This window comes from Oscillatoria sp. CS-180, from assembly GCF_028330965.1.
In the GTDB taxonomy this organism is placed as follows: domain Bacteria; phylum Cyanobacteriota; class Cyanobacteriia; order Phormidesmidales; family Phormidesmidaceae; genus Halomicronema.
Window position 1 is genome coordinate 1 of the sequence record NZ_JAQMUB010000059.1, and the last position, 24,110, is coordinate 24,110.

General features: G+C 50.2%; 26 protein-coding genes and 3 pseudogenes. 19 read left to right on the top strand and 10 right to left on the bottom strand.

Annotated features, from left to right (window positions below):
* Positions 1-114: 114 nt before the first annotated feature.
* From PN498_RS14135 to PN498_RS14145, 3 genes are all read right to left on the bottom strand, one after another.
* A complete protein-coding gene (locus PN498_RS14135; RefSeq protein WP_272063459.1) occupies positions 115-717 on the bottom strand; it encodes a fasciclin domain-containing protein in 603 nt (200 codons plus the stop codon).
* 145 nt (positions 718-862) lie between these two features.
* The gene (locus PN498_RS14140; RefSeq protein ID WP_272063460.1) at positions 863-2,206 is read right to left on the bottom strand and encodes a sensor histidine kinase; all 1,344 of its coding nucleotides are present in this window, start codon (positions 2,204-2,206) and stop codon (positions 863-865) included.
* A 134-nt stretch (positions 2,207-2,340) separates the two neighbouring features.
* Positions 2,341-3,027 (bottom strand): response regulator transcription factor, encoded by a 687-nt coding sequence (locus PN498_RS14145; protein ID WP_272063461.1) that lies wholly within the window; start codon positions 3,025-3,027, stop codon positions 2,341-2,343.
* Between the two features lie 619 nt (positions 3,028-3,646).
* Between PN498_RS14145 and PN498_RS14150 the strand changes: the two are divergent.
* The 3 genes and pseudogenes from PN498_RS14150 to PN498_RS14160 all read left to right on the top strand — a co-directional run.
* Positions 3,647-3,973 (top strand): annotated as a pseudogene (locus PN498_RS14150) (ISNCY family transposase); the annotation flags it as partial.
* A gap of 415 nt (positions 3,974-4,388) precedes the next feature.
* Positions 4,389-5,348, top strand: a complete 960-nt coding sequence (locus tag PN498_RS14155) for an orange carotenoid-binding protein (protein WP_272063462.1) — start codon at positions 4,389-4,391, stop codon at positions 5,346-5,348.
* A 173-nt stretch (positions 5,349-5,521) separates the two neighbouring features.
* On the top strand, positions 5,522-5,851 hold the full coding sequence (locus PN498_RS14160) for a hypothetical protein (RefSeq protein ID WP_272063463.1): 330 nt from the start codon (positions 5,522-5,524) through the stop codon (positions 5,849-5,851).
* Between the two features lie 763 nt (positions 5,852-6,614).
* Here PN498_RS14160 and PN498_RS14165 read toward each other — a convergent pair.
* Entirely contained in the window at positions 6,615-7,160 is a 546-nt protein-coding gene (locus PN498_RS14165) for a transposase (protein ID WP_272063464.1), read from the bottom strand.
* A gap of 181 nt (positions 7,161-7,341) precedes the next feature.
* Complete coding sequence (locus PN498_RS14170) at positions 7,342-7,875, bottom strand: hypothetical protein (protein ID WP_272063465.1); 534 nt, start codon at positions 7,873-7,875, stop codon at positions 7,342-7,344.
* 66 nt (positions 7,876-7,941) lie between these two features.
* Between PN498_RS14170 and PN498_RS14175 the strand changes: the two genes are divergently transcribed.
* The 12 genes and pseudogenes from PN498_RS14175 to PN498_RS28610 all read left to right on the top strand — a co-directional run.
* A complete protein-coding gene (locus PN498_RS14175) occupies positions 7,942-8,406 on the top strand; it encodes a hypothetical protein (RefSeq protein WP_272063466.1) in 465 nt (154 codons plus the stop codon).
* Positions 8,351-8,605, top strand: a complete 255-nt coding sequence (locus PN498_RS14180) for a WYL domain-containing protein (RefSeq protein WP_272063467.1) — start codon at positions 8,351-8,353, stop codon at positions 8,603-8,605. Before PN498_RS14175 ends, PN498_RS14180 begins: the two co-directional genes overlap by 56 nt.
* A gap of 222 nt (positions 8,606-8,827) precedes the next feature.
* Positions 8,828-10,213 (top strand): helix-turn-helix domain-containing protein, encoded by a 1,386-nt coding sequence (locus tag PN498_RS14185; RefSeq protein ID WP_272063468.1) that lies wholly within the window; start codon positions 8,828-8,830, stop codon positions 10,211-10,213.
* An 851-nt stretch (positions 10,214-11,064) separates the two neighbouring features.
* The gene (locus PN498_RS14190; RefSeq protein ID WP_272063469.1) at positions 11,065-12,849 is read left to right on the top strand and encodes a hypothetical protein; all 1,785 of its coding nucleotides are present in this window, start codon (positions 11,065-11,067) and stop codon (positions 12,847-12,849) included.
* A gap of 311 nt (positions 12,850-13,160) precedes the next feature.
* On the top strand, positions 13,161-14,285 hold the full coding sequence (locus PN498_RS14195; RefSeq protein ID WP_272063470.1) for an NAD(P)/FAD-dependent oxidoreductase: 1,125 nt from the start codon (positions 13,161-13,163) through the stop codon (positions 14,283-14,285).
* A 98-nt stretch (positions 14,286-14,383) separates the two neighbouring features.
* On the top strand, positions 14,384-16,021 hold the full coding sequence (locus PN498_RS14200; RefSeq protein WP_272063471.1) for a nucleoside recognition domain-containing protein: 1,638 nt from the start codon (positions 14,384-14,386) through the stop codon (positions 16,019-16,021).
* Between the two features lie 114 nt (positions 16,022-16,135).
* The gene (locus tag PN498_RS14205) at positions 16,136-16,474 is read left to right on the top strand and encodes a hypothetical protein (RefSeq protein ID WP_272063472.1); all 339 of its coding nucleotides are present in this window, start codon (positions 16,136-16,138) and stop codon (positions 16,472-16,474) included.
* Positions 16,475-16,883: 409 nt separating this feature from the next.
* A complete protein-coding gene (locus PN498_RS14210) occupies positions 16,884-17,258 on the top strand; it encodes a DUF433 domain-containing protein (protein WP_272063473.1) in 375 nt (124 codons plus the stop codon).
* Positions 17,255-17,650, top strand: coding sequence for an ACP S-malonyltransferase (locus PN498_RS14215; RefSeq protein WP_272063474.1), 396 nt, complete (start codon positions 17,255-17,257; stop codon positions 17,648-17,650). The genes PN498_RS14210 and PN498_RS14215 overlap by 4 nt, the downstream gene beginning before the upstream one ends.
* Positions 17,647-17,940: a type II toxin-antitoxin system PemK/MazF family toxin gene (locus tag PN498_RS14220; protein WP_272063475.1), complete on the top strand. Its 294-nt coding sequence runs from the start codon at positions 17,647-17,649 to the stop codon at positions 17,938-17,940. The genes PN498_RS14215 and PN498_RS14220 overlap by 4 nt, the downstream gene beginning before the upstream one ends.
* Positions 17,941-18,156: 216 nt before the next feature.
* The gene (locus PN498_RS14225) at positions 18,157-18,435 is read left to right on the top strand and encodes a hypothetical protein (RefSeq protein ID WP_272063476.1); all 279 of its coding nucleotides are present in this window, start codon (positions 18,157-18,159) and stop codon (positions 18,433-18,435) included.
* Between the two features lie 109 nt (positions 18,436-18,544).
* Positions 18,545-18,691 (top strand): annotated as a pseudogene (locus PN498_RS28610) (type II toxin-antitoxin system RelE family toxin); the annotation flags it as partial.
* A gap of 130 nt (positions 18,692-18,821) precedes the next feature.
* On the opposite strand, the pseudogene PN498_RS14230 reads toward PN498_RS28610, so the two are convergent.
* Both PN498_RS14230 and PN498_RS14235 read right to left on the bottom strand, forming a co-directional pair.
* Positions 18,822-18,983 (bottom strand): annotated as a pseudogene (locus tag PN498_RS14230) (hypothetical protein); the annotation flags it as partial.
* 110 nt (positions 18,984-19,093) lie between these two features.
* Positions 19,094-19,324, bottom strand: coding sequence for a hypothetical protein (locus PN498_RS14235; protein WP_272063478.1), 231 nt, complete (start codon positions 19,322-19,324; stop codon positions 19,094-19,096).
* A 328-nt stretch (positions 19,325-19,652) separates the two neighbouring features.
* Here PN498_RS14235 and PN498_RS14240 point away from each other — a divergent pair, with 328 nt between their 5' ends.
* From PN498_RS14240 to PN498_RS14250, 3 genes are all read left to right on the top strand, one after another.
* On the top strand, positions 19,653-20,408 hold the full coding sequence (locus PN498_RS14240) for an aspartate/glutamate racemase family protein (RefSeq protein ID WP_272063479.1): 756 nt from the start codon (positions 19,653-19,655) through the stop codon (positions 20,406-20,408).
* A gap of 118 nt (positions 20,409-20,526) precedes the next feature.
* Positions 20,527-21,012 (top strand): phosphoribosyl-AMP cyclohydrolase, encoded by a 486-nt coding sequence (gene hisI, locus PN498_RS14245; RefSeq protein WP_272063480.1) that lies wholly within the window; start codon positions 20,527-20,529, stop codon positions 21,010-21,012.
* A 15-nt stretch (positions 21,013-21,027) separates the two neighbouring features.
* Positions 21,028-21,987 carry a ribulose bisphosphate carboxylase small subunit gene (locus PN498_RS14250; RefSeq protein ID WP_272063481.1) on the top strand — a complete coding sequence of 320 codons (960 nt, stop codon included), beginning with the start codon at positions 21,028-21,030 and terminating at the stop codon, positions 21,985-21,987.
* A gap of 126 nt (positions 21,988-22,113) precedes the next feature.
* Here the strand turns inward: PN498_RS14250 and PN498_RS14255 are convergent, their stop codons facing one another.
* From PN498_RS14255 to PN498_RS14265, 3 genes are all read right to left on the bottom strand, one after another.
* Positions 22,114-22,509, bottom strand: coding sequence for an ACP S-malonyltransferase (locus tag PN498_RS14255; protein ID WP_272063482.1), 396 nt, complete (start codon positions 22,507-22,509; stop codon positions 22,114-22,116).
* Positions 22,506-22,880, bottom strand: a complete 375-nt coding sequence (locus PN498_RS14260; protein WP_272063483.1) for a DUF433 domain-containing protein — start codon at positions 22,878-22,880, stop codon at positions 22,506-22,508. Before PN498_RS14260 ends, PN498_RS14255 begins: the two co-directional genes overlap by 4 nt.
* Before the next feature lie 508 nt (positions 22,881-23,388).
* Positions 23,389-23,538 (bottom strand): CysS/YqeB C-terminal domain-containing protein, encoded by a 150-nt coding sequence (locus PN498_RS14265; protein ID WP_272063484.1) that lies wholly within the window; start codon positions 23,536-23,538, stop codon positions 23,389-23,391.
* On the opposite strand from PN498_RS14265, the gene PN498_RS14270 reads away from it, so the two are divergent.
* Positions 23,531-23,761 carry a hypothetical protein gene (locus PN498_RS14270; RefSeq protein ID WP_272063485.1) on the top strand — a complete coding sequence of 77 codons (231 nt, stop codon included), beginning with the start codon at positions 23,531-23,533 and terminating at the stop codon, positions 23,759-23,761. The genes PN498_RS14265 and PN498_RS14270 overlap by 8 nt on opposite strands.
* The last annotated feature ends 349 nt before the right edge of the window (positions 23,762-24,110 follow it).

The window sequence follows — 24,110 nt, forward strand, 5'->3', positions numbered from 1 at the left end:
ATTTCGCTGGCTGGGGCCGTTTATCAGGTGCGGCAATTGCGAGTCACGAAGCGCTCTGTGTCACAGGGGGCAACCGTACTCGGAGGCATAAGCAGAGTGACAAACTCTACAGCCTTAGAGCGCTGACAAATCAAGCGAGGGGGGAAGCAGTACCGAGTCAATTACATGAATGATGCCGTTACTCGCCATCACATCAGCAGTAATGACGGTGGCATCGTTGACCATAACGCCACTGCCGTCTGCAACCAGGTTTAGATCTTCGCCTGCAACCGATGCAACGGCACCCGTCTCCACCGCGCTGGCGGGTACCTCAGCCGGAACAACATGGTAGGCCAAGATCTGAGTCAGCGTATCCTTGTTCTCGGGCAGCAGCAGTGCGTCTAGCACGCCCTCGGGCAGGGCAGCAAAGGCGTCGTCAGTGGGAGCAAAGACCGTGTATGGACCTTCTGCACTAAGCGTTCCGGCCAGGTCAGCCGCCTGTACGGCAGCAACCAGCGTATCGAAGGAGCCGTTGGCGACGGCAACATCAACAATCGTGTCTGAGGCGGCCGCCGCTGTTTCTTCGCTTTCGGTGGGTTCAGGGGCTGTTTCAGCGGTCGTGTCAGACGCTGCCTCGGGGGCCTCGCCGGTACAAGCAACCGCTACCGGCACAATCAGTAAAACAGCGGCGAAGCCCGCTAGCCTGCTAAAGCGCTGGAACAAAATTGAAAGTTTCATGGGGTTCTCTAAGATAAGGTAACTGGGAAAATGGATTAGAACAGAGCGCTTACACCCCAACATGGTTAGACGCAATTGTTAAAAAGATATGAACTTATGGCACGCAAATCAGAGGAAGCCCGCTTTATCTGCCCCAGGTCATAAATCACCGAGAAGTTATCTCTCCCTTTTGGGAGAGATCAACCGGCAGAAGCAAGGTGATACGGGTCCCCTCCCCCGGCCCGCTTTGAATTTGTAGAATGGCGTTTTGCATGGTGCAGACCTGCTGGGCGATCGCCATCCCTAAGCCCAACCCTCCTTTCGGTCGCGCCTTGTTTGCTCGATAAAATCGCTTTGTCACCTGCTCCAGTACCGCAGGCTCCATACCCGGCCCGTGGTCACTCACGACGAGCGGAACGTAGCGTGCGCCCTTGTGAGTGACCGGCGACTTGACCTCAACAACAATTCCCTCTTCGGATAGCGCATACTTCACCGCATTATCTAGCAGGTTCAGCACCACCGCCCCAATCAGCGCCGGGTCAACCCATACTTTGGGGAGGTTTTCAGCTGTGGTCAAGTGCAGCGCGGTCCCAGCGCGGGTCGCCGTGGGTTCCATGCGTGACAGGCACTCCTGTGCGATCGCAACAGCCGAGGCCGCCCGAGACTCCATCTGCAAGGTGCCTGCCTCCGCTTCTGCCAAGAACAACAGCTGCTCCACCAGCTGAGTCAAAAAATCCGTTTCGCGGTTAGCACGCTGCAGATATTCTCGGGCCTGCTCCCCCGTCACCAGGCCATCCAGGACGGCCTCTATCTCCAGCCGCAGGCTGGCTAGCGGCGTGCGCAGGTCGTGGGAGACATTTGCCACCAGTTCTCGCCTCGCGGCTTCCTGCTCCTGAAGGGACTGCAGCGTCTGCGCCAGCCGAGCGGCCATGTCATTGAGCAGAGTGCCCAGTTCGGCCAGTTCATCTTTGCCGCGAATTTCGGATCGGGCAGTGTAGTCTCCGGCCCGTAGCTTCATGGCCTGACCACGCAGCAGAAACAGCGGGTGAGTAATACTGCGAGAGAGAAAAAGAGCCGAGATCGCGCTAGTGCCCGTAGCAATCACGGCAATCGTAATAACTCTGTTGTTGACCTGCCTCGCAAATTCACTCGGCTGGCGTAGCGGCATTGCCACATAGATTGCACCCACGGGCTGCGTGGTCTCTTCTAGGAAAACCGGCGCGGTTGCATACAGCCACCAGGGGAAGGTCGAATCACTAGGAACTTGAAACTGCCCAGCCTGCGGCCCATCCGCCAGCGTATTTTGAATCAGGTCAGCGGGCAGATCGACTATACCGGCCCCGTGAAAATCTTCCCCTCGAATCCGCTCCTGGCCTTCGGCATCAAAAATCAACGTTTGCACCATGCCTTCCTGCGCGGTCAGGCTACTGAGATGCTGTAGCATCTCGGCATCGTTCCACGAGAGGGAGGCCGCCTCACGAAACACGTCCGCACTCCGCGTCAGCTGCATTCGGGCGTCTTCAACGAAAAAACGTCTAAGGGATCTATCTAGAACCAGACCCAAGCCGGCCAGGCTCCCGGCAGTTAGCCCCAACAAAATTAAGCTCAGCCGCGTGGAGACGCTGTGCCATTTCACCCGTCGTCTCATGTCTCTAGCGCGTTAAACCGATAGCCAACCCCCCACACCGTCTGGATGTAGTCGGGCCGGGAGGCATCCACCTCAACCTTGGCCCGCAGCTTACGCACATACACATCCACAATGCGGGTATCACCCTCGTAGTCTATTCCCCAGATGCGCTCTAGCAGCTCTTCTCTGGAGTAGGCGCGTCCCGGTACCGCCGCCAGCTGACTCAGCAGGTCAAACTCTTTACCGCGCAGGTCAAGCAGCTCACCGTTGAGAAAAGCCATGCGGCGATCGCCCTCAATCGTCAGGCCGCTGCGATGGCCGATGTCTCGATACCCTGCAGTATACGAGCGTCTCAGCAGCGCACTCAGCCGAGCAATCAGCTCTTTGGCGCTAAAGGGCTTCATCAGGTAATCGTCTGCCCCCGCAGACAGACCGCGAATGCGATCGCGCTCTTCCCCCCGCGCTGTCAGCATCAAAATGGGAACGAAGCATTCCTTTTGCCGTAGCTGCTGGCAAATCTCAAACCCGTTCGCATCCGGCAACATCACATCCAGCACCACAAGATCGGGGTGAGAACTCTCGATTTGAGAAAAGCCCGCCTCGGCACTGTGACTCACAAGACACCGCCATCGTTCTCTTTGGACGTAGAGCTGCAGCGTTTCGCTCAAATTTTCGTCGTCCTCAATGACCAAGATAGTTTTCACAATGCTGCCCTATGGGGAATCAAAATCAGATCACACGGCTCTGAGCTGGCCATCAACGGACGCAGCCATACGGTACTTATTTGTAAGTTAGTGAGCTGTTTTCTCCTTATTTAATATTCACCATTGTCCACCAAGCATGTTAAATAAGTATGAACTTCTTGAGAGAAAATCGTAATAGGGAAGACGGAATAAATTTGGAGAGCTAGCTCAGTAGCTTGACGAAACGTCGATAACCGCCTTCCCTCAGACTCATTCACTCAAGCTTAGGACACCGCTAAAAATCAAATTTCTGTAACGATACCTCTAGGGTATGTAGGACATTTCAAAACTAAATTCGTCAGCAATTCTCATTTTGGCAAAAAGCTGTTCAAGTCTAGGGAATACCGGTATTGTCATGACATCTGAAAAGCCGAAGAGCGCCAGAGTTTTTGAAAGAACGGGGTTTGTTTGACAAGCTAGTCGGGTCGTTTCGCCAACGGTTGTCGTCCCTACCGGACAATCGCACAGGTAAAAATACCCGTTACGGGATGGAGGATGCAGCTTTAAGCGCCTTTAGCGTGTTTTTCACCCAAACCCCATCCTTTCTGGCCTATCAGCGCAAGATGGCGGGCACTAAGAAGCCGGACGGAGCCGGTGGAAGGTTGAAAACGAGAATAATAATACCCTCAAGACTAAGGGATACAACCTGGAGCACAATTTCGGTCACGGCAAACAGCATCTAGCCTCATTGCTCACTACCTTAAACATCTTGTCCTTCCTCTTCCATACCGTGCTGGACCTGCTCGACCAGAAGTACGGGCTGTTGCGAGCTCACCTGCCCACTCGTAAGTCCTTCTTTGAGGATTTGCGGGCCTTGACCCGGTACATGTATTTCGACAGTTGGGAGCATCTGCTTACCTTCATGCTCCAGGGACTTGAGTTAGAGATCCCGCCCAATAGCAGTTGAATTGTCAAAATGAGAATTGCTGCCTGCACATAGATAGACTAACTTGAACCAACGCCAGCAATTTCGAACTTCATTGAGGTTGCTGGCATTTCTTTAGTTTCGGCTCATCAGAACAGCGACCCGGTGGAGGGCTGTTCAATTTTGCTCCAATCCGTAGGTCTAGAACATTCCCAATTCACCCATAAAGCCGTGCGCAACATCATGGCAATACCCCCTCCCCGCATTCATGTTTGGCGGCAAATAGCGCAAGATTAAAGAGTTGTTGTTACTGCTTCAAAGCAGCAAGCGTCAAAAGATTTGACCTTGGCTCTGTTAGTGCTAGTGGGTGTGATTCAGTTCTGCGGAATCAGTTCTGTTGAATTTGCCTGCTTAACCTAGACAGATTATCTGCTCAGCTTTTACCAGGAGGCATAACATGCCATTTACCATTGATTCAGCTCGCAATATTTTCCCGAATACACTGACAGCCGATGCGGTTCCCGCCACAATCGCTCGGTTCAATCAGTTGAGTGCCGAAGATCAGTTGGCTCTCATCTGGTTTGCGTACCTAGAGATGGGGAAGAGCCTGACCATTGCTGCCCCAGGGGCAGCCAGTATGCAGTTTGCTGAGCCCACCTTGGAAGCAATTCAGAAAATGTCCTTTCAAGAGCAATCGCAAGTAATGTGTGATTTGGCTAATCGCGCAGATATTTCTATTGGTCGCACCTACGCGACTTGGTCTCCCAATATTAAGCTAGGGTTCTGGTATCGCCTTGGAGAATGGATGGAAGCCGGAAAGGTTGCGCCGATTCCAGCCGGATACAAGCTTTCGGCGAATGCTGCCGCCGTCCTAGATTCAATCAAGTCATTGGAATCAGGCCAGCAGATTACAGTTTTGCGTAACGCTGTCGTTGATATGGGCTTTGATGCTAGCAAGCTGGGAACTTCTCAGCGAGTGACTGAACCCGTGGTGCCACCTAAGGACATGAACCAGCGTCAGCAAGTCGCAATTGCTGGTGTGACTCATCCGACAATCCTGTCCTATATGGACAATTTGAATGCCAATGACTTTGATGCGCTCATCGAGTTATTCGCGCCTGATGGAGCACTACAACCTCCTTTCCAAAGACCTATCGTTGGCCAAGAGAGTATTCTGCGCTTTTTTAGAGAAGAATGTCAGAACCTCAAGCTTTTACCAGAGCATGGCGTTTCTGAACCCGCTGAAGACGGCTTTATCCAAATCAAAGTTACTGGCAAGGTGCAAACCCCTTGGTTTGGCGGGGGAGTGGGCATGAATATTGCCTGGCGCTTCCTGTTGAACTCTGAAGGCAAGATTTTCTTTGTCGCGATCGACCTGCTGGCCTCGCCCAAAGAGTTACTCAACTTGGGCCGCTAAAAGCTTACATTAAGCGTTCTAGAGCGTTTTTAGCCAACCTCCGAAGAAGCCTCGGAGGTTGTTGCGTCTAAGGAGAGGTGGCAATCCGCATCATGAGTGCAGTGTAAAGTTTTGCAAAAATGCTGATATCGAGTCATATTAAGGAAAGGGATTAGATATTTCAATAGTTAGTAATGCAGGTTAGTAATACTCAGTGGTCAAGTCAGGAGCTAGCAGTTGCCAAAGCTGCATTAAGAGCTGCTTACGAGCGGGAAACGGCCAGTATTGTTCAATCCGTAAGAGAAAAAGCCAGTGAAATCTCTCATATCGATGAACTCTGGCATCTAAACGATTTTTTGAGCGCCCGCCGCTTTGATATTGACGGTAAATACGACGATAGAGAAGAGGAAATGCTGTTTGTACTCGCCAAACTCGTGAAAGAAAGTTGGCTAACTACGGCAGATTTGGATGGGCTGGACTCCGAGAAGTTGACGAAAATGAAAGCGCTAACGCACATCCTTTAGCCGACATTTCGCAAGTTCTCTCAAGCAACTGAATGATTTTCAAAGCCTTGTAGGATGAGGCTTTCATGAATAAGGACTGAATTTGAATAATCTTGGTCGCGATGCCTTCTGCATCAATTTGGTTGCTCTCGTGGACAGTGACGGGATTTTCTGCGCGCGATCGCCACCAGCAAATCGGACTGCAAGGTAAGTGTCACAAGTGTTTATGTCGGAAGCTCCGCTGTAGTGTCAGTCTGGTTTTCAGGGGTTAAGAATGGAAAACCGAAAAAATGGTAAAATGCTTACACGTCAGGCGTTTTAGCCCACATTTCGCTGGTTGATGGGTTCTGTCGCTTTCCTTATCTAATCCAAAGTCACCTTCAAGCCAGGAGTCATCGAGTGCTTCAAATTCGGAATCTTCGTTTTGAGTGTCTAGCAATGGCAGTTGTTCTGAATTGCTAGATGAGTTAGGACGCTCCATCATGGATCTCCTGTAGGTCAAAAATTGTTTTGTAATTCGTGCCCATAGGGGCGAGGTTTCCTCGCCCAATGCAGCATTTCTGTAATCGATCAGCATTCTTCGTCGGACATTAGGTGGCATCGGTGGGCAATGGGAGTATTGGACTAGGCAGGGAAACCCTGCCCCTACCCGGTGGTTGGTCGCGCTCAGTCAAAATGCCGGACTCGATCATCTGGTGGTACTGCCTCACCGTGAATTTTTTTCGCAGAATTTGAATTGTCTTGTTCAGCTTTACTTGCTATGTGCGGCTAATTAGTCGAAATTTCACCATTTGGATGGATTCTGAGAATGAAGCTGGTCGTGCTGCCACTTTTGAGGATTCTGCTCAATGTATGTGCGTAATCGTGCTAGGGAGGCTTCACTGCGAATAATGTGTTCGTAGTAATTGCACTGCCAAAACTTAACTCCAGTCATACCGCGTGCCGAGTTAATTAGCTTGGTTGATTGATATTTGAAGTAAGCGACAATTTGTCCTAATGTCGGCTTCTTAGAATTTTGCTGGGGTGCTAAATCGTGAGGTTGCTGAACAGATAAACTCTCATCAGCAATCACGATGATGCCGTGGAAATGATTGGGCATAATCACTGCCGCATCTATGGTCACAGGCAGAAAGTGCTGTGGAATTTGGTGCCAAACCTGTTCGACAATGGCTCCATAATGGCTTACAGAAATTGAGGCATCCACAATTTCGCCGAGCAGACATTTTCTCCCTTGGACGCAGATAGTGACGAAATAAGCACCCGCTTGGCCGTAGTCATAGTCTGGTAAACGGATCGATCGCCGATGGTGAATCGCAGGGTCATATTTCATAACCGTAGGGGCGAGGTCTCCTCGCCCAATGCAGGATCATCAAACCCAATATGTAGGGGCAGAGTCTCCTCGCCCAATGCAGATTTTCCGCAATCAACCGACAATCGGTTGAACGTTTACAGGCATTTCTTGGGTAATTGTGGGTAGGGGCAGGGAACCCCTGCCCCTACCCACAATTAAACTACCCATATCTCCCCTCCTTCGCGCCTAAACCGGTGGGCCAGGGTGTCATCAGCAGTGCTGGCTGACCAAACGCCACTGAGTAGGGCGCGTTGGTGTCATGGACGCTATTCGCATCGCTAATGGGGTAAATCTGGAAGTGCATGGGTAGCTGTAACCGCAGCCGCACCTCTCGCACTGACTTGCGCAGCACGTAGCAGACCAGGGCTTGCTTTTTCAATCGCTGGTTAATCACACTAGCCCAGGGATTATCTGGTTGCCAAATTTGTAAACCGAGTGACGTCTGCACCCTGTAAGCATCAGCGATGTGTTGAAGATTGCCAGGATAAGTAAACTTCCAGTTCAATCGCTCTTCCCGATAACCTCGCAGCTTCATAAAGCCTAAAGAGTGCTTAAAGCGGCCCTTGGCAATTGGTTGTCCGGTGTGTTCTGCGGTTTCCTTAAGCGTGTCTAGAAAAGCTGATTTGCTCCACATCTCGATTTCAAGGTTGCTGAAGATACCAGGAAGATCATAGGTTTTGAAGCGATCGCTCAAGGCAAACTGCGGCTAGCCAAAAATCACGATTGGGACCGCGATCGCGTTGATATCCTTCATCGTGGAATGACCTTGCTGAAAGACGCTGGTCATACAGAAGAGGCTTTGTGCATCGCTAACATCTTGCTAGAGCGCAGCGAAATCAACCTACCGTTGAGGGCTATGATTCAGGCTTTTGTGGAGCGACCTGGCAAACCATGGCGACACACCATTGATCAATACCTGAAGCAATTCCGTCCCTTTCGATTAAGCTACCAAGATGCCGCATCGCGAATCTTCCACTTCACCGTGCGTCACGCCAAAGCTGAGCATCACGAAAACCGTGAGTATCTGGATTGTTGGTGTGATGAAACCTTAGGTAATTCAGACATTGAGGTTTTGAAACACAATTGGTGCTTACGCTTCGACCATATTCCAGATGAGGTGGTTATTACGCCTGCGGAGGGATTGTGGCGGCCCGAACTTGCTTATGTTGATGGTGGAATTCCATTTACTGAACCGATTAGCTATTGCCTACCAATCAAAATCTAAAACTGACCGGCTTGACGAGAAAAATCCTGAAACGGGAATTCGGCGAGTACAACGACGCATTCATAATACATTTTGGTTTTTCCGTGAGGTGCGGCGCTACGGAGCTGACTGCGTTGTCATCGGGCCAGAAGAGGTGCGCGATCGCTTTGCCCAAGATGAGATCGCGATGGCTAAGCACTATATGACTGAAGCGTTTTGAAGGTTTGAGACGAAAGTTAGCTGCTCGTACCATGGTCATGACAAGTAACTTCCAAATTGATGTTGCTGAGGTAGGTTCATCCTAGTTGTTAGGGAATAAATGATTTGAATTTTATTCCCTAACAACTAGAAAGATCGCTCTGAATACAAAAATTTATCGCGCAGTGTCCTGCTTAGCTTTTGAATCGATTAAAATTTCTGCTATCTCTCAAGATGTTTCCCAATGGCTGCCAAACCCTCACGAAAACCCAATCCGAAGGGATCAACGACTCCTATCAAGGGTAGTTCCAAAGAAAGACCTAGAACCAACCCAACTCTCTTTATTGAGGGTGAAACGGTCCCATTAACGTCTTCTTTACCCTTGTGGGAGGCTAGCAACGTTCTAACGCAGCGAAAGCACCTCCCGTGGGTTATGGATCCGGATGGAAAGCTTTGCTATACCCGTGATGTGGATGATGGGCAAGGAGCCATCTATTTCTGGGTCGCTGACAATACGGAGGAAGAGCATCCGGCAACTTTAGCGGGTGCGGCTGCATTGGCAGTTATTGATAATTTTGATATTCGTGCCGCTTGTATGCATCTTATTTATGCAGCTCACGCAACACAAGTTGATCGGCCCTGGGAAGAAGAAATTGTCATTGACGACCGCCAGATCGAAGCCTACCTTGGATTACAAAAACGGACAGATAAATCCAGGAAAGAGAAGCTCGCCCTCATTGAAGAAATTGCCAAACAGCCCAGTAAAATCACAACTTATATTTCTTGGCCCCAACAGGGCCGTCGCAAGGGGTTCACGGTTGAAGAAGGTCGGCTGTGGCACATTCTAGGTACTCGTTATCACTATCAGCAAGATCTTTTCGGGAATAAAGAAATTGCCGGGATCTCCTTCATCGTCAAAGCTGGTCTGTGGGCCAAATACTTTCTCAATGAGGAGAACGAGACGGAGCGTAATGCTATTCAACAAAGTGCTCTCCCAAAATCTCTGCTAGAGAGCATTATGAGTATTTGGCAGCATCGCGAAGGCGCTGCGCGTCTAATGGTTTGGCTCCTCTTTAAATCTCAAACCCACAACCATCAAGCTTTGAGTGTACAAACCTTGATGGAAGTTGCCTATGGTCCCAAAAAGGTTGAAGAGGCTAAATCAGATCTTCAGTTGCGGAAAAAACTCGCCAACACGTGGGATGAAGACGTATTCTCCCTCCATGATCGAGGATGGCAACTCAAATTTGACCCCACAAGTTACCCGGAAGATATTCAGCCTATTGGTTTAGGCCGGGGTGATACTCGGCGTCCTAGAGGCTTTTTTGAAAAATTGCTTGACGCTTACATCTGGATTAGTCCACCTGAGAACTGGGTTGCTCAGAAGCTAGCAGGTAATTCAGGTCAAGCATCAGACATTAATCTTCTACAGACTATAGACGAACCTGAACAGGCTGAATTAACGGGAGAGGATGTCAAGGCATTTCGTCAGGAGAAGGGCTGGAGTCAACGAAAACTAGCGACCTTGACAGGGATGAGTCAGGGATTGATATCCATGATTGAGAATGGTAGCCGCTCAATTACCCCTGATAACGAGATGGTTTTGAGAAGAGTCTTTGATTATCTGTAAGCGACAGGCTTTAGCGATCGCAGATGATTACGAAACCCCCATCCTGATTACACAATTTCTAGAACCCCACACCTACATTGAAAGCCTTGAATAGCTGCACTTCTGGCGATCACAAGTGATTACATGATTACGAGACCCCCCATCCTGATTACAGAGTCTCTAGAACCCTGCACCTAGTTCAGTGTCCTATTTGAAAGGGATTGAGCGATCACAAGCGATTACACAAACACTAAACCCCTACCTTGATTACATAAATCACTAGAGCCTACCCCCTTTAGTGATTACAACCCAGACGCAATTATCCGTGATTACAGATAATCACTAGACCCCATATCCTAAAAACCATAGACCCTACCCCCCATTACCTCTAGAGCCTCCCCCCTTATCTACTCAAAATCCTGACGAGATATTGAGGTTTAGACCAGATTTTCTGGGTCTGAAGTGAAGTGCATGATTACAAATAGAGATGGTTCAGGCGTTCTTCTGTAATCAAAGCGTTTGTTATAAGAATGGGGTCATTTTAGAGTACAAGGATTTTTTAGAGATTTAAACATCAGTTAGTCAAAAGCCCCAACTGTTGGAGCAGTTGAGGCTTGGAAAAAGGATATCCACGCTGTGGGATACATCATAGGACCATCAGAATAAATGCTTTGCCGAGCCATTCTGATGCTGCCTTCCTTTCTCAGCCTATATTAGAAACCCAGATCTTCTTTTGCAAGCATCTGAATGATTTTGGTGTCTAAAAATATATTAGTAGAGCTTTCCTGGCGGAATGGGCCAATTGCCTGAGTGACGTCTGGTTAGCGTGATTGTGGCTGTGTAATGAGTATCCCCTTCCTTGCTTTGTTGGGATGCTCATCATTGTGAAAGCCTTAGGTCAAGACTTTAAGCATACTACCGGTGAGGAAGACACGTTTCTGAAGCTCTTTCCCCATCGCTATGACTATATCTATGCGCCTCATCCTGATGTCAGCGATCGCCCCCAATGGCAAACCGAGAGTCGCCATCCTTTAAGCGATCGCCTTATTGAGCAAGGGGCATATCTCTATGGTGTCCGTTTTGGTGCTCAAACCCAATATTGCCTGCTCGACATCGATGCGGACAGTGCCTATCACCCCAGTCACGATCCCTGGGCACTTTCACGCATTGTTGAAGCATTAGAGCTATTGGGTCTCGTGAGTTACATTGCCTGTACCTCTAGCTATTCTCAAGGGCTGCATCTCTACTTTCCTTTTGAGCAACCGCAGCATTCCTGGCAGCTAGCGATCGCGGTGACGACACTCTTAGAAAGCCAGGGCTTTCAATGTCAGCCGGGACAGCTAGAAGTTTTTCCTAATCCTAAGCTCTACGCAGCGGATGGAACGCCTAACCTTTTCAATGCCCACCGGTTGCCTCTGCAAGCGGGTTCCTATCTGTTGAATGACCAGCTAGAACCGGTGCGAGGTCGTCATGAGGCGTTTGCTGATCAATGGCATCAATGTCAACGCCGCAACGCCATTGACGGTGAAGTAATTGAGCAGGTGCTGCGACAATCTCGGCGGCAGCGACATCATGTATCGCAGCGAGCGGACAAGTTCCTCAATGACCTGAATGCTGAAATTGAAGCGGGCTGGACTGGTAAAGGGCAGACCAATTATCTGCTAGGCCGCATTACGATGCGGACTTACATCTTCCACCACGTCATGCAGGGCGGTCTGCCTCTAAGTGGCGATGCCTTAGCTAGTGAGATTGTCTCGGTGGCAACGGCTTTACCCGGATATCTAGAATGGTGCGGCCACCAGCACGAGATCCATCAGCGAGTTTCCGAATGGGCTAGATGCATCGAAAACAGCCACTATTTTCCCTATGGTGCTCAGCACGGGAAATACAAGGCTAAGAGCAAATCACAAGAATCAGGAGCGCTGGAGACAACTTGGAATGAGCAGCGATCGCTTAGTGCTCAGGAGAAGATTCAGGCAGCAATGGCTGATCTGATCCGAATGAACCAGCTTCCCGAAGGTACCACGGCTCGTTTTAATCGGTTAGTCGCCTATGGCATTGGGGGCGGCACCTTATATAAGTACAAAGTCCTTTGGCATCCCGAGTTGTGGAAAACCCCCCAGACCCCCCATCCTCCAATTGAGCGAGAGGCGTCTGCACCGGCTTCGCCAGCAACCGCCTCTTACGCTACAAGCTTATTTACCCACAATGATAGTAATCCCTTGCACAAAGCGGGTTTGAGCGATTCTGAAGGCACCTCCACAGAGAGCGAGGGTCGTAATCAGGAGGCTCGTTCATCCTGGCGACAAGCGTTTTTGGACCTAAAGGTGATGCGATCGCAGCAGAAACAGGCGGCGCGATCACAAAGAGAGGCGTATTCCCAGGTCAAAGCGCAGAAGCAGGTCCAGAGTCAGGCTGAAAAGATGATTGAGTACCTGCAATCAGGGGATCCGATTCTAGTTAAGGAGGGCTTACAGTGGGCGTTTCGTCAGGAGCGATCGCGCTTGTCACAAGTGTTGAGGAACCAGTGCTGTGACAGGCCGATGTTGGTGCTACTGTTGGAGACTTACAGTCGGGTAAAGTCGAATCCTGCTGATCTTTGTTGGGCCAATGAAGTGAGGCGTTGGTTGGAAGTCTTTGACAGGCAGCTAGGATGATTGAAGTCAAGGATCTGGTTGTTAGGGAATATCTATCCATAAAATATTAATAGTATTCCCTAACAGCTTTCAGGAACTCGCGAGAGCGCAGCTAAGATAACAGTCATGACTACAGATATCTGTTTGTTTTGCTTCTCGCCGTTCTACCATCAGCGACGCATAATCCCCAGGGCATGAACTCGCGCTGAGTGCCTCGGCTAGAGAGAGCCGACGCCATTGGTCTACCCATGTAACTGTGACCCAACAGCTCCTAGACTAAACTTGCGATAATGATTATCATTTTAATAGTTTCATTGTCCGGATAAATTAGCGTGAGCCAATCCCAAGCGAATCAGTCCTATGACGTTGTGATTGTGGGTGCCGGAGCAGCCGGCATCGGCTGTGGTGTTGTGCTCAAAGAACTAGGGCTAGAGCGCTTCACGATTTTAGAACGACACCAGGTGGGCGCTTCCTTTAGCCGCTGGCCTGAGGAGATGAACTTCATCACCCCATCATTCCCCAGTCATGGTTTTGGGCTGCTTGACCTGAATGCCGTGACCTTGAAGACCTCGCCTGCGATCGCCTTTCGCCGCGAACACATCAGCGGCAAGCAGTACGCCCTGTACTTGCAGACCGTAGCCGATCACTTTGAGCTGCCGATCCAGACAGAAATCGATGTAAAAGCTGTAGAGCCGCTGCCCCAAGGTGGCTTCAATCTACAGACTTCTACCGGAGACCTCCGCACTCAATTTGTTATTTGGGCTGCCGGAGAGTATCAATATCCCCACCTCAACCCCTTTCCGGGGGCAGAGCACTGCATCCATAACAGTCGCATTCAGTCGTGGACGGATCTAGAAGGGGACGAATTCCTCATCATCGGCGGTTACGAAAGCGGTATGGACGCGGCAGCTAATCTAGTCGCGCTAGGAAAGAAAGTCGGCGTGCTCGATCGCACGGGAGCCTGGGCCGATCCCGACACCGATCCTAGCGTATCCCTATCGCCTTACACTCTACAGCGTCTGGAATTTGTCTATCGCACTGGTCGCCTAGATATGGTAAGTGACGCACCCGTTGAAGCGATCAAACTCATCCCCGGCGGCTACGCGGTCTACAGCGAATACCAAAAGTGGGTCACGGCGCATCCTCCCATTCTCTGCACGGGTTTCGACACCAGCTTGAGACAGATTGCACCCCTGTTCGACTGGTCGGAAGGCTACGCTGCGCTCACCGAAAACGATGAATCTACCCTCACCCCTGGCCTCTTTGTGAGCGGTCCCTCTGTCCGCCATGGCGACCTGATTTTTTGCTTCATCTATAAATTTCGCCAGCGCTTTGCTATCATCGCAAACGCGATCGCCCAGCGCCTTGACCTTGACCCCACCCCCCTCAATGCCTACCGCGAAGCTGGACTCTTCCTCGACGACCTCTCCTGCTGTAGCAACGACTGTATTTGCTGACAAGTTTTGAATTTTGAATTTTGAATTTTAAGTTTTGAATTCTTCTGCTCGATTCAAAGTTCAAAACTAAGAACTTGCACCTTTTCCTTATTCCCCTCATGCCCACCGCCCCACCCACCCAACGCACTACCGTAATTGTCGGCAAAGAAAGTACCGGCAAATCTGAACTGGCAGCAGCACTCACGGATCGATCGCCTACTAGCACTAATGTTCAGGGCTCGACGATCGCCTGCGAAACCTATCAAACCAGAGACAACGCCTTTATTGACACCCCCGGCATTCTCTTTCGCTCCGACACCACCACCACCCGAACTGCTCTAGCGCAACTCCAGGCTCATGACAGGATTCTGTTAGTCGTTAAAGCCACCCACATGGATAATGACCTGGCGGATTTGCTACCGCTAGTGGTTGGAAAGCAAGGGGTGATCGTCGTTACCTTTTGGGATAAGGTCATGGCTTCTGAGTTTACCCAGCAGGTTGTGAACCGTTGGGAGCAAGCTACCCACGTGAGGTTTATTCCCGTGGACGCTCGCCAGTTAAATTCAGAGCAACGCCAGCAAATTCTAGAGGCGTTGCAGACTCCGGCCTCCTTTCCCCAGCGATGGCAGCCAATTCCGGCAGGCTGGCATATTGAACCCCCGCCCACTTGGCTGGAACATCCACGCTGGGGCTGGATGCTGGCCATCTTATTGTTGCTGTTGCCTGCGGTCATTGCCGTTTGGATCGCCAATGGCGTCGCGGGCATGTTGGATCCCTTCATCCAAGCCGGGTTAGATCCTCTAATTACGGTTTTATCCCAGACCCCATCGTTGCTACGAGAGATTTTGATTGGCCGCTATGGCTTAGTGACGATGGGGCCGCTGCTGTTTGTCTGGGCAGTGCCGACGGTAATTCTATATGCCTTGTTTTTAGGCGCATACAAGGCCAGCGGGTTGGTGGAACGCATTACCGTAGCCTTGCATCCAATCCTCAGACCGTTTGGCTTATCCGGGCGAGATTTGGTGCGGGTCATTATGGGGTTTGGCTGCAATGTGCCTGCTGTGATCAGCACGCGGGCCTGTTCCAGCTGTTCCCGGCAGACCTGCGTGAGCGCGATCGCCTTTGGCTCTGCCTGCTCTTACCAGTTTGGGGCCACTCTCGGGGTCTTCAGCGCGGCCAATTTGCCCGGTTTGGTCGTGCCCTACCTAGGCTACTTGACCCTGACTACTCTGGTTTACACGCGCCTGGTTGCGCCTAAAGCGGCCCGCTCGGTCCACAATACGCTGATGATTGAACAGCGCACATTCTTAGAAATGCCCCGTTGGTCCGCTATCTGGCGCGAAACCCAGGGCACCCTCCACCAGTTTTTCACCAACGCGATTCCCATCTTTATTGTGATTACGGTGATCGCTTCGATGCTGGACTGGCTCGGTCTGATCACCCTCCTGGCCGGATGGGTTAATCCGCTGATGGGGCTGTTTGGCCTGCCCCCAGAAGCCGCTCTACCTGTGATTTTGGCCTCAATTCGTAAAGACGGACTGCTGCTCTTTGCCGAACCAGATACCCTGGCCCTGCTCACACCGCTGCAAGTTCTGACGGGCGTGTATTTGGCCGGGGTGTTGCTGCCTTGTCTGGTCACAGCCCTGACCATCGCCCGCGAACAGTCGGTGCGGTTTGCAGTGGGGTTGATGGCTCGGCAGGCGATCGCCGCGATCGGGTTTTCGATGCTGCTGGCCTGGGGCGGCAACTGGTTGTAACGGGTGCTGACGGTTACTCAGCCTCAATATCATGTTTCAGATCGTTCAAAACCAAAACTGTCAAATCTCGAACCAAGGCTAGACGCGCATCATTGGTCAGGAGTCAGCCATTCCATGCCCGAAGTAGAGACACCGGAAGAGGTCGCAGAAAACCCTGCGCCTGCTGAGGATGTGCGTACTATCGGTGGCACCTACGTCATAACTGACGAAGAAAGTGGTGGCGAAATTATATTCAACATTCCTACGGGAACCCAGAGCGACCCCAGTGCCACGTTTAGCGGAACGTATAAGGAGCCGGGTGTACCCGACAAAACCTATACAGGCACCTACGACCATCCTAGCTTTGAGTTTCAGCTAAGCAATGGGTTTGATTCCTCTTGCACCGTCGCCGATGACGCAGAGTCGATGGTTTGCGAATTTGCTGGTTTCACCAAGACCCTAACACGCCAATAACTCTTGATTTACGGCTTGTGCTTGCGCTACCGCCGCGATCAGGAGCGTACAGGTTGTGTCTACCCTGGGCAGTCGAGCCAGTAAGCACTTCTTCATAGAAACCTCGATGTTTACTGAGCCTATCCCTGCTCAACATCGTTGACTATCGTAAACAGGTGATCTCGCTCAACAGCAGAGTTCTCCTATCAAGATAAGAGTGATCGTCCCTTGCTATCGGCGGGGTTGCCGCCAGCAAACCTAACATTGTCTGAATGGAAAGCGTCGGCGATCGCTGCGGGAGCAAATGCGATCGCCCCTCGCTATGGCTGAGCTAGGTTTTGGTAGGCTATCCACCCTACGCTGGCTGTGCTAGCTGCTTGCCTCATTTTGACTTGGGATATGATAAACACAGGTCACAGGAGGCTATTCCATGACTTCCGAAACTAATGGCTCAGCAGATATCATCCGCACAGAGCGGGGATTAACCATTTCAGGCACTCGAATCACGCTGTATGACGTGATGGACTACGTGATCAGCCAATATCCCCCGAACTTTATCCGTTCCTTGTTTGACCTAACAGAGACTCAAATTAACGCTGCTCTAGCCTACATCGCAACAAATCGTCCTGAAGTCGAAGCAGAATATCAATGGGTTCTGCAGCAGGCTGAGGAAACTCGACAGTATTGGGAGGAGCGCAGTCGTGAACACCTTAGCCGCGCGGCGAGGATATCTCCCAGGCCAGATCAAGCAGCTCTTTGGGTAAAGCTTCAAGAGCAGAAGACCCGGCATGAGCTGGAAGCATGAATTTTTTGATTGATCACAATCTGGGAGGACACGCAGAAATTTTATTAGGCAATATCGCTAGTCAAGGATGGCTAGAAATGCTGCCAATTCGCTTTTTCACTTTCAAGGAAGTGAATTTATTAATCGATAGTAATGATCGAACCGTTTGGCGCATCGCTCAGTCAAATCAGATGATTTTGCTCACTGCTAATCGAAGTATGAAGGGGGAAGACTCATTAGAACAAGTTCTTCGAGAAGAAAATAAAGGGGATTCCTTTCCTGTCATTACGATTGGAGATGCCGACCGATTTTTGGCTGATCGAGTTTACCGAAACCGTTGTGCTGACCAAATTCTCGAAATCGTTTTGAATATCGAAACCTGGATGGGTGTAGGTCGTCTTTTTGTCCCATGACAAAGCACAGGCGATCGCTGGTAACACTCGTTCCCCACACATCTAGCCGTCGCGGCTCGCGTTTTGAGGTTGCTGTCAGAGTCCGATTTCTCAAGCCTGGTGTCTTCGATGTTCAAAATCTTGTTACTGTCGCCCATGCAAAACTGCTGAGAAAGCTAGGCGATTTAGATTCGGAACAGCTATCACTTGTCGAGGATGCTCTGCTTTTCTGGCTTGGGTTTGAAGATGACGCTGCCGTCAGGAAGAAGCAGGTGATCTCGCTCAACAGCAGAGTGCTTTTATCAAGATAAGAGATATCGCCCCTTGCTATCGGTGGGATTGCCGCTAGCAAACCTACCATTGTCTGAATGGCAAGCGTAGGCGATCGCTCCTCACCGTTGAGCGATCGCTTTTTGATGAGAACGAAGGGCGATTAGCCAACGGTTATGCTTCGCAAACGCGGACACATTGCCCCACAGTGAGCTACTTTACAATAGATACTAAACTTTAAAGTTGAAAAGCAGGTAATGGATAGTACGGATAATTCGCCGATAAGAGATACAGAATCAACGGCCTTGATATCTGCAACAGAACAACAGCAGCAGCTCAATGACTTACTTAAGCAACTTTCGCCAGAGCGATTACAGGTGCTTGCTGACTTTGCCGCTTACTTGGCAAATGCTGAAAGCGAAACTGCCACCCAGGAGCTTTTGGCAATTCCTGGGTTACTAGAGCGAGTTAGGCAAAATCAGGCAACTCCTAAAGCTCAGTCCAGCAATTGGAGAACTCTTCGCTCCGATGTATGACGTTCTCCTGCATCCTGATGCCCAGAAGGTTTACGTCAATGCCAACAAAGCCTTAGCAAAGAAAATTTCTCGGTGTTTTCAATAGCTAGAGCAAACGCCTCGATCACACCCCAATATCAAAACCCTCAAGGGAGATTATGCCGGTTACTATCGCTATCGTATCGGAGACTACAGAGTGATCTATGCTGTAGACGATGAATTAGTTCAAGTGTTTGTTGTGGCGATCGCCCATTGGAGTGAAGCATATGAATCATGAAGTTGAGCGCTAGGTGAGGGTAGAGTTGCCACTAGAAAACCCAACATTTCCGAATAGGAAGCTTAGTCGATCGCTCCTCACCGTTGAGCGATCGCTTTTTGATGAGTGAGCGCGATCGCCTCTGTTGACATTATTTCTGATTGAGAATGCGATCGTATTCAGCATGAGAGCCAATCCAGAACCCAACAATCTTATTCTCCTGCGGTTTCATCACACCCAGCGCTCGCCAACCAACACCGACTCTGACTGACCAGGTGTTTAATTTGCTATTCACTTTCTTGAACTCCAGACTGGGATGATAGGGGTTTTCTTGCTAAAGCTGATAGTTCTTGTGGGCAGTTTCTTTCACCCGGTTAGGCAGTTTAGCAAACAGTTTTCGAAAGTCTTGAGTTCTCGAAGACTTCATGACACTTCGCCAAAGCCTTTTTCTTCCGTTTCGCCTGCATCGTCTTCTGCCAAGGCAGCTTGCACCATCGACGCAAAACCGCCCATCTCGACATCTGAGTCAGAAAATGTTGTTTGCCACTTCAACTCATTCTCAATATCGTTCAGCAATTGCTGAGCAATTTCATCTTGAAGGTCATTGGGCAGCTTTTGAGCTTCTTTAAACGCTTGTTCCAACAGTGTCGTCATATTATCTTTCCAACATTCTCGATTACATAACTAGCGTGTTGCGCAGCGGGGGCATAACCCTTATTGCCCTTCGTCATCGGTGGGGTTGCCACTAGAAAACCTAGCGTTCCTGAATAGCAAGCGTAGCTGATCGCAATCTTCTGGAGTGCGATCGCGGTCGCGCCTATTATGCAACGAGGCGATCGCCGCGATCGCGTTTTCAACGCTATTAGCTTGGGTAGGCGGCTGGCTAGCCCAGTGAGAAATACGCTGACTGGTCTCCGGCTTTACTTTTTGACCGTCTCGGAGCCACCATTCATGAGTACTCCAATAGTTGGCTCACTCTGCTATGTCTCTACCGACCTGTCACATCAAAATCATCAATGGCAATACCTGCCAAGCCATGACGGCCAATATCAACGCCTCGGCCCAAAGCATTAAATTTCCGGGGACCGAGATTGTGACGGTGCAGCCCCAAAGTGGCCCTGAATCCATCGAGAGTTTTTACGATGAATATTTGGCAATTCCCGGCATTTTAGAACAGATTATTCTTGACCACGACTCTGATGCCTTTATTCTGGCCTGTTGGGGCGATCCTGGAATTGAGGCTGCTCGCGAGATTACGACTAAACCTGTTATCGGCATTGCCGAGGCCAGCCTATATGTCGCCAATATGGTAGCGGCTAAGTGGAGTGTTGTGACGACGCTCCACCGAGTCCGGGACATGGTCGAAAAAACGATTGTTAAAACAGGGCTAACCGAACGCTGTGCTTCGGTCAGAACTACAAAACTATCGGTACTTGATACGGAACAGGATCGGTCAACCACCTTGGATGTCTTAACTGAAGCCAGTCAGTTAGCGATGCAAGTGGATGGTGCTGAGGCGATTTGTTTGGGGTGCGCTGGCATGAGTGGCTTGGAAGAACAATTGGAAAACCGTTTGGGTGTGCCTGTGATTGATGCTGTCGCGGCTGCGGTCAAAATGGCAGAATCCTTGGTGAGCCTGAGAAAAACTACTAGTAAACAATTGACTTACCGATTACCGGAACAGAAGGAAATTAGAGGGTATTCATCTCATTACCAGGCTGAGAATTTTTCCCGCTAGTTCAGTGTCAAAGCTTAACTTTGGGATAAACCTCGATCACCACCACAGTCACCATCACACAGTCAAAATCCGTCGCTTATCATGTAATAATGATTATCATTCTCGGTTTTGTGTGCTGATGCCATCACCCTTTGCTGCCCGAACTTCAGTTGAAGCTGTCGAAGAAGGAATGCTCTTGGCTCCTAAGTTTGACTCCCATGGGCTTATCCCCGTGATCACTACAGACGCTGCCACGGGCGAGGTGCTGATGCATGCCTACATGAATGAAGCCGCATTCCTGAAAACCTTGGAAACAGGTGAAGCTCACTACTACAGCCGCAGTCGCCAACAGCTCTGGCACAAAGGCGCGACCAGTGGGCTGGTGCAAACCGTGCAGCAATTGCTGATTGATGATGATCAGGATTGCCTGTGGATGAAGGTTAAGGTTGCTGAGTCAGGAGCCAGTTGTCATGTGGGCTATCGCTCTTGTTTTTACCGCCAGATTACCGCTGACAAGGTCGAAGAGAAGGCCAATCATCCCATTGCGCTTACCTTTACAGAAACCACCAAGACCTTTGACCCCATCGCTATGTATGGGGATGCGCCCAATCCGACTCAACTTTGAATCAAGGAAGGTACCATGCCGCTCCGTCATCAACCCGCCCCACCTACCCCCTGGGATCATGACCAGGACAAGCCAACCATTGCAGCTTCGGCCTATGTGCATCCCCGGTGCAGTCTGATTGGGGATGTGCATCTGGGCGAAAATGTGATTATTGCCCCCAATACCTCCATTCGAGCGGATGAAGGAACCCCCTTCTACATCGGGGCAAATACCAACATTCAGGATGGGGTGGTCATTCACGGGCTAGAGCAGGGACGAGTCTTCGGAGATAACCAGCAAGCCTACTCGGTGTGGATTGGCCATGATACCTGCATTACCCATATGGCTTTGATCCACGGCCCAGCTTACGTTGGGAATGAGTGTTTTATTGGTTTTCGCTCGACAGTGTTTAACGCCCAGGTGGGCCATGGCTGCATTGTAATGATGCATGCCCTGATTCAGGATGTGGAGATTCCTCCCGGTAAATATGTACCGTCAGGAGCGGTGATTACCACTCAGCAGGCCGCTGATCGGCTATCGGATGCTAACGAGAGCGATCGCACCTTCTCTTACCATGTGGTCGAAATCAATCAAGCCCTGCGAGCTGGATATCGCTGCGCTAACGATGTCGCCTGCGTGGCCTCTTATCAGAATCCGGGATCTAGTAATGGCTCCAGTAACGGTTCCAGCAATGGCTCTCGGTCAATGCCTCAAAATGGCAAGACGAGTCACCTATTACAAGCAGACATCGTAGACATGATCCGGCAACAACTCCGTCAGGGCAACCGCATTGGCTTGGAATTTGCCGATGCACGACGATTCAAAGTAGGTTCCTGGCAAAGTGGTCCTACGCTTACCAGCACCCATGAAGCCCAGGTACTAACTCAGATGGAGCAGTTTTTAACGGATCATCCCAGCGACTATGTGCGACTGTTGAGCATTGACCCCAAAGCAAAACAGCGTCAGTTAGAGCAAGTGATTCAGAAACCAGAGTGAGTTTCAAGCAATAGATTCTGTGTCAGTAGGCTGCTTGAAGCCTTTAAATCCCGCATCAACCGCTGCCGCTAACGTTATGAAGCGTTGCTCAACAGTGCAATCAAACAATCACGTTACGCTGCTTCATCACGGAATGAAAATCCGTCTTGCACCCATGTAGTTGGCAATGTAAATCGCAATTTCAACAATTCGATCAACACAACGATCTCGATAGCTTGAATCGTTCAACACCCGATCAGCGCTGCCAATAGTCACCACTGGCAAAGAATCTGGAGCATTTTCTTCGCGCATTACTTGCTCCAGCGAATCTTCATCTTTCATGCTGCGATTTGCAGTGAGCAGGATCATCTGATTTTTCTGCGCTACTCGCCAAACAACTCTATCGTTGCTATCGATCCCTAATCCTACCCCCTCAAACATCACGAAGCGAATAGGAACAACATCAAGCCAACCTTGTTCAGCAATGCTCCCAAGCAGAATTCGTGCATGTCCCTGCAAATTGTGATCAACCAAAAAAATCACGATTGCAATTGGTGACGTGCCTTAGATGCCTGAAGTTTTTCCCACGCAGCTTCTAGCCCAGGTGGGGGAGGTAAGGTAGAAATCCGAGCAGCCCGCTCACGGTTCTGCTTTTCGTAGTACTGCCGAAGTTCTTCAGTCTCTTGAAGAACTTGCTGATACTCAGCGTCCACTTCTGCACGATGCGTCTCGATGTACGACAGCGCCACATCGATTTGCTCTTTGTTCAGGTCAAATAAGCCCTGAATAAACTTGGGAGGATATTGAGCCGTAACGTAGTCCATCACATCGTAAAGGGTGATGCGTGTACCCATTATCGTCAGCCCCCTCGATGTGCGGATGATGGCTACTTGTTCCTTGGAATGCGAAGTCATAGCAATAATCTTGCAACAGCCAACCCTATCTTATCTTGTCGCAACTTTGGTCGAAGTTACGTGTTAGAGCGTTCACGGCAACTTGGGCTTAACTTCGAATTCCATTTTGGAACGGTAAAAGCACACATCAAATTCCATAAAAAAGTTAGCCTGCCCTAAAATCCAACGGCACATTTGGGCTTTTAGTCCAGGAAAAGGCTAATTGGGCTGGAGCGATATCCCCGACTTGAACCATTGCAAAGAATGGTGTGGCCGGTTAGTTGCCCAAGTTTCCTGCCAGTTGAATGATTGCTCTGCGATCGCCTCTGCTGGCAGCCAGTTGCTGGTAATCTGCCTAGCTCATGGGAATCGTGGCCACTGAACCGTCTGGTAAAGATTTGATAGGTGCGATCTCGACACACTTTTATTCCAAACAGTCTTATTTCGTTGATTATAGGCTGATTGACAGCAGCTCAGTGGCGGAAACCTCAAAGCCTGACAACCAAATACAAATAACGTTTGCCACTTATCAGCGACTTGCCATGATGCGAACGGTCCCATCCGGCTGAACCACCGTAATCCCCACCGCCGCCAGCTGATCGCGAATCTGATCTGCTGTGGCAAAGTCGTACTGTTGTCGAGCCGTTTGGCGCTGCTGGATCAGGTCGGCGATGGTCAAAGACCGGCCTGCGGCGATCGCACTCCAGCAAATCACTTATGGCGTAGTGCTCCTCAGCGGGGTTAGTCTTGGATTAGCATCCGTGCTGACCAATCTTCGAGTAGCTGACGTTTATGGACAACAGCAGCTTGAAAAATCCTCTTTGGGAGCTGGTGTTACACAGCGGATGTCAGTGGTCAGTGCGACAACAACAGTCTGCATCGGTCTCGGCCTGACAACGTAGAGCTAACCGGCGCGATTTAGCGCATCCGGTCAAGCGCTACGTTAAACTCACCCATCGGTGGCTTTTGTGCGACTATCCCTGCATCGGGGGCGATTAGCACTGATCACTATATTACTGTCAAGCCATTGAGCTTAGACCAAACATATTACCCTCGGTGTCCATACACACAGTCACATAGCCGAATTCTCCGATCGAGAACTTTGGCCTGATAATTGAGCATCAATAAGGTAAACCACTGGTTTGACCAGTGCGACTAGCAAAGCTTTGAGCGTTCCGGCAGTAAAGTTCCTCCTACGGTGACACCACCGTGTCGAACCATAGGAGAAAACGAATGTCGAATTCGTATCAA

What these genes read in the sequence shown, in the direction of transcription:
- PN498_RS14135 (WP_272063459.1), bottom strand. Translation starts at nt 717, where the DNA reads ATGAAACTTTCAATTTTGTTCCAGCGCTTTAGCAGGCTAGCGGGCTTC.
- PN498_RS14140 (WP_272063460.1), bottom strand. Translation starts at nt 2,206, where the DNA reads ATGCAGCTGACGCGGAGTGCGGACGTGTTTCGTGAGGCGGCCTCCCTC.
- PN498_RS14155 (WP_272063462.1), top strand. Translation starts at nt 4,389, where the DNA reads ATGCCATTTACCATTGATTCAGCTCGCAATATTTTCCCGAATACACTG.
- PN498_RS14160 (WP_272063463.1), top strand. Translation starts at nt 5,522, where the DNA reads ATGCAGGTTAGTAATACTCAGTGGTCAAGTCAGGAGCTAGCAGTTGCC.
- PN498_RS14165 (WP_272063464.1), bottom strand. Translation starts at nt 7,160, where the DNA reads ATGAAATATGACCCTGCGATTCACCATCGGCGATCGATCCGTTTACCA.
- PN498_RS14175 (WP_272063466.1), top strand. Translation starts at nt 7,942, where the DNA reads ATGACCTTGCTGAAAGACGCTGGTCATACAGAAGAGGCTTTGTGCATC.
- PN498_RS14180 (WP_272063467.1), top strand. Translation starts at nt 8,351, where the DNA reads ATGGTGGAATTCCATTTACTGAACCGATTAGCTATTGCCTACCAATCA.
- PN498_RS14185 (WP_272063468.1), top strand. Translation starts at nt 8,828, where the DNA reads ATGGCTGCCAAACCCTCACGAAAACCCAATCCGAAGGGATCAACGACT.
- PN498_RS14190 (WP_272063469.1), top strand. Translation starts at nt 11,065, where the DNA reads ATGCTCATCATTGTGAAAGCCTTAGGTCAAGACTTTAAGCATACTACC.
- PN498_RS14200 (WP_272063471.1), top strand. Translation starts at nt 14,384, where the DNA reads ATGCCCACCGCCCCACCCACCCAACGCACTACCGTAATTGTCGGCAAA.
- PN498_RS14205 (WP_272063472.1), top strand. Translation starts at nt 16,136, where the DNA reads ATGCCCGAAGTAGAGACACCGGAAGAGGTCGCAGAAAACCCTGCGCCT.
- PN498_RS14210 (WP_272063473.1), top strand. Translation starts at nt 16,884, where the DNA reads ATGACTTCCGAAACTAATGGCTCAGCAGATATCATCCGCACAGAGCGG.
- PN498_RS14215 (WP_272063474.1), top strand. Translation starts at nt 17,255, where the DNA reads ATGAATTTTTTGATTGATCACAATCTGGGAGGACACGCAGAAATTTTA.
- PN498_RS14220 (WP_272063475.1), top strand. Translation starts at nt 17,647, where the DNA reads ATGACAAAGCACAGGCGATCGCTGGTAACACTCGTTCCCCACACATCT.
- PN498_RS14225 (WP_272063476.1), top strand. Translation starts at nt 18,157, where the DNA reads ATGGATAGTACGGATAATTCGCCGATAAGAGATACAGAATCAACGGCC.
- PN498_RS14235 (WP_272063478.1), bottom strand. Translation starts at nt 19,324, where the DNA reads ATGACGACACTGTTGGAACAAGCGTTTAAAGAAGCTCAAAAGCTGCCC.
- PN498_RS14240 (WP_272063479.1), top strand. Translation starts at nt 19,653, where the DNA reads ATGTCTCTACCGACCTGTCACATCAAAATCATCAATGGCAATACCTGC.
- hisI (WP_272063480.1), top strand. Translation starts at nt 20,527, where the DNA reads ATGCCATCACCCTTTGCTGCCCGAACTTCAGTTGAAGCTGTCGAAGAA.
- PN498_RS14250 (WP_272063481.1), top strand. Translation starts at nt 21,028, where the DNA reads ATGCCGCTCCGTCATCAACCCGCCCCACCTACCCCCTGGGATCATGAC.
- PN498_RS14260 (WP_272063483.1), bottom strand. Translation starts at nt 22,880, where the DNA reads ATGACTTCGCATTCCAAGGAACAAGTAGCCATCATCCGCACATCGAGG.
- PN498_RS14270 (WP_272063485.1), top strand. Translation starts at nt 23,531, where the DNA reads ATGGTCAAAGACCGGCCTGCGGCGATCGCACTCCAGCAAATCACTTAT.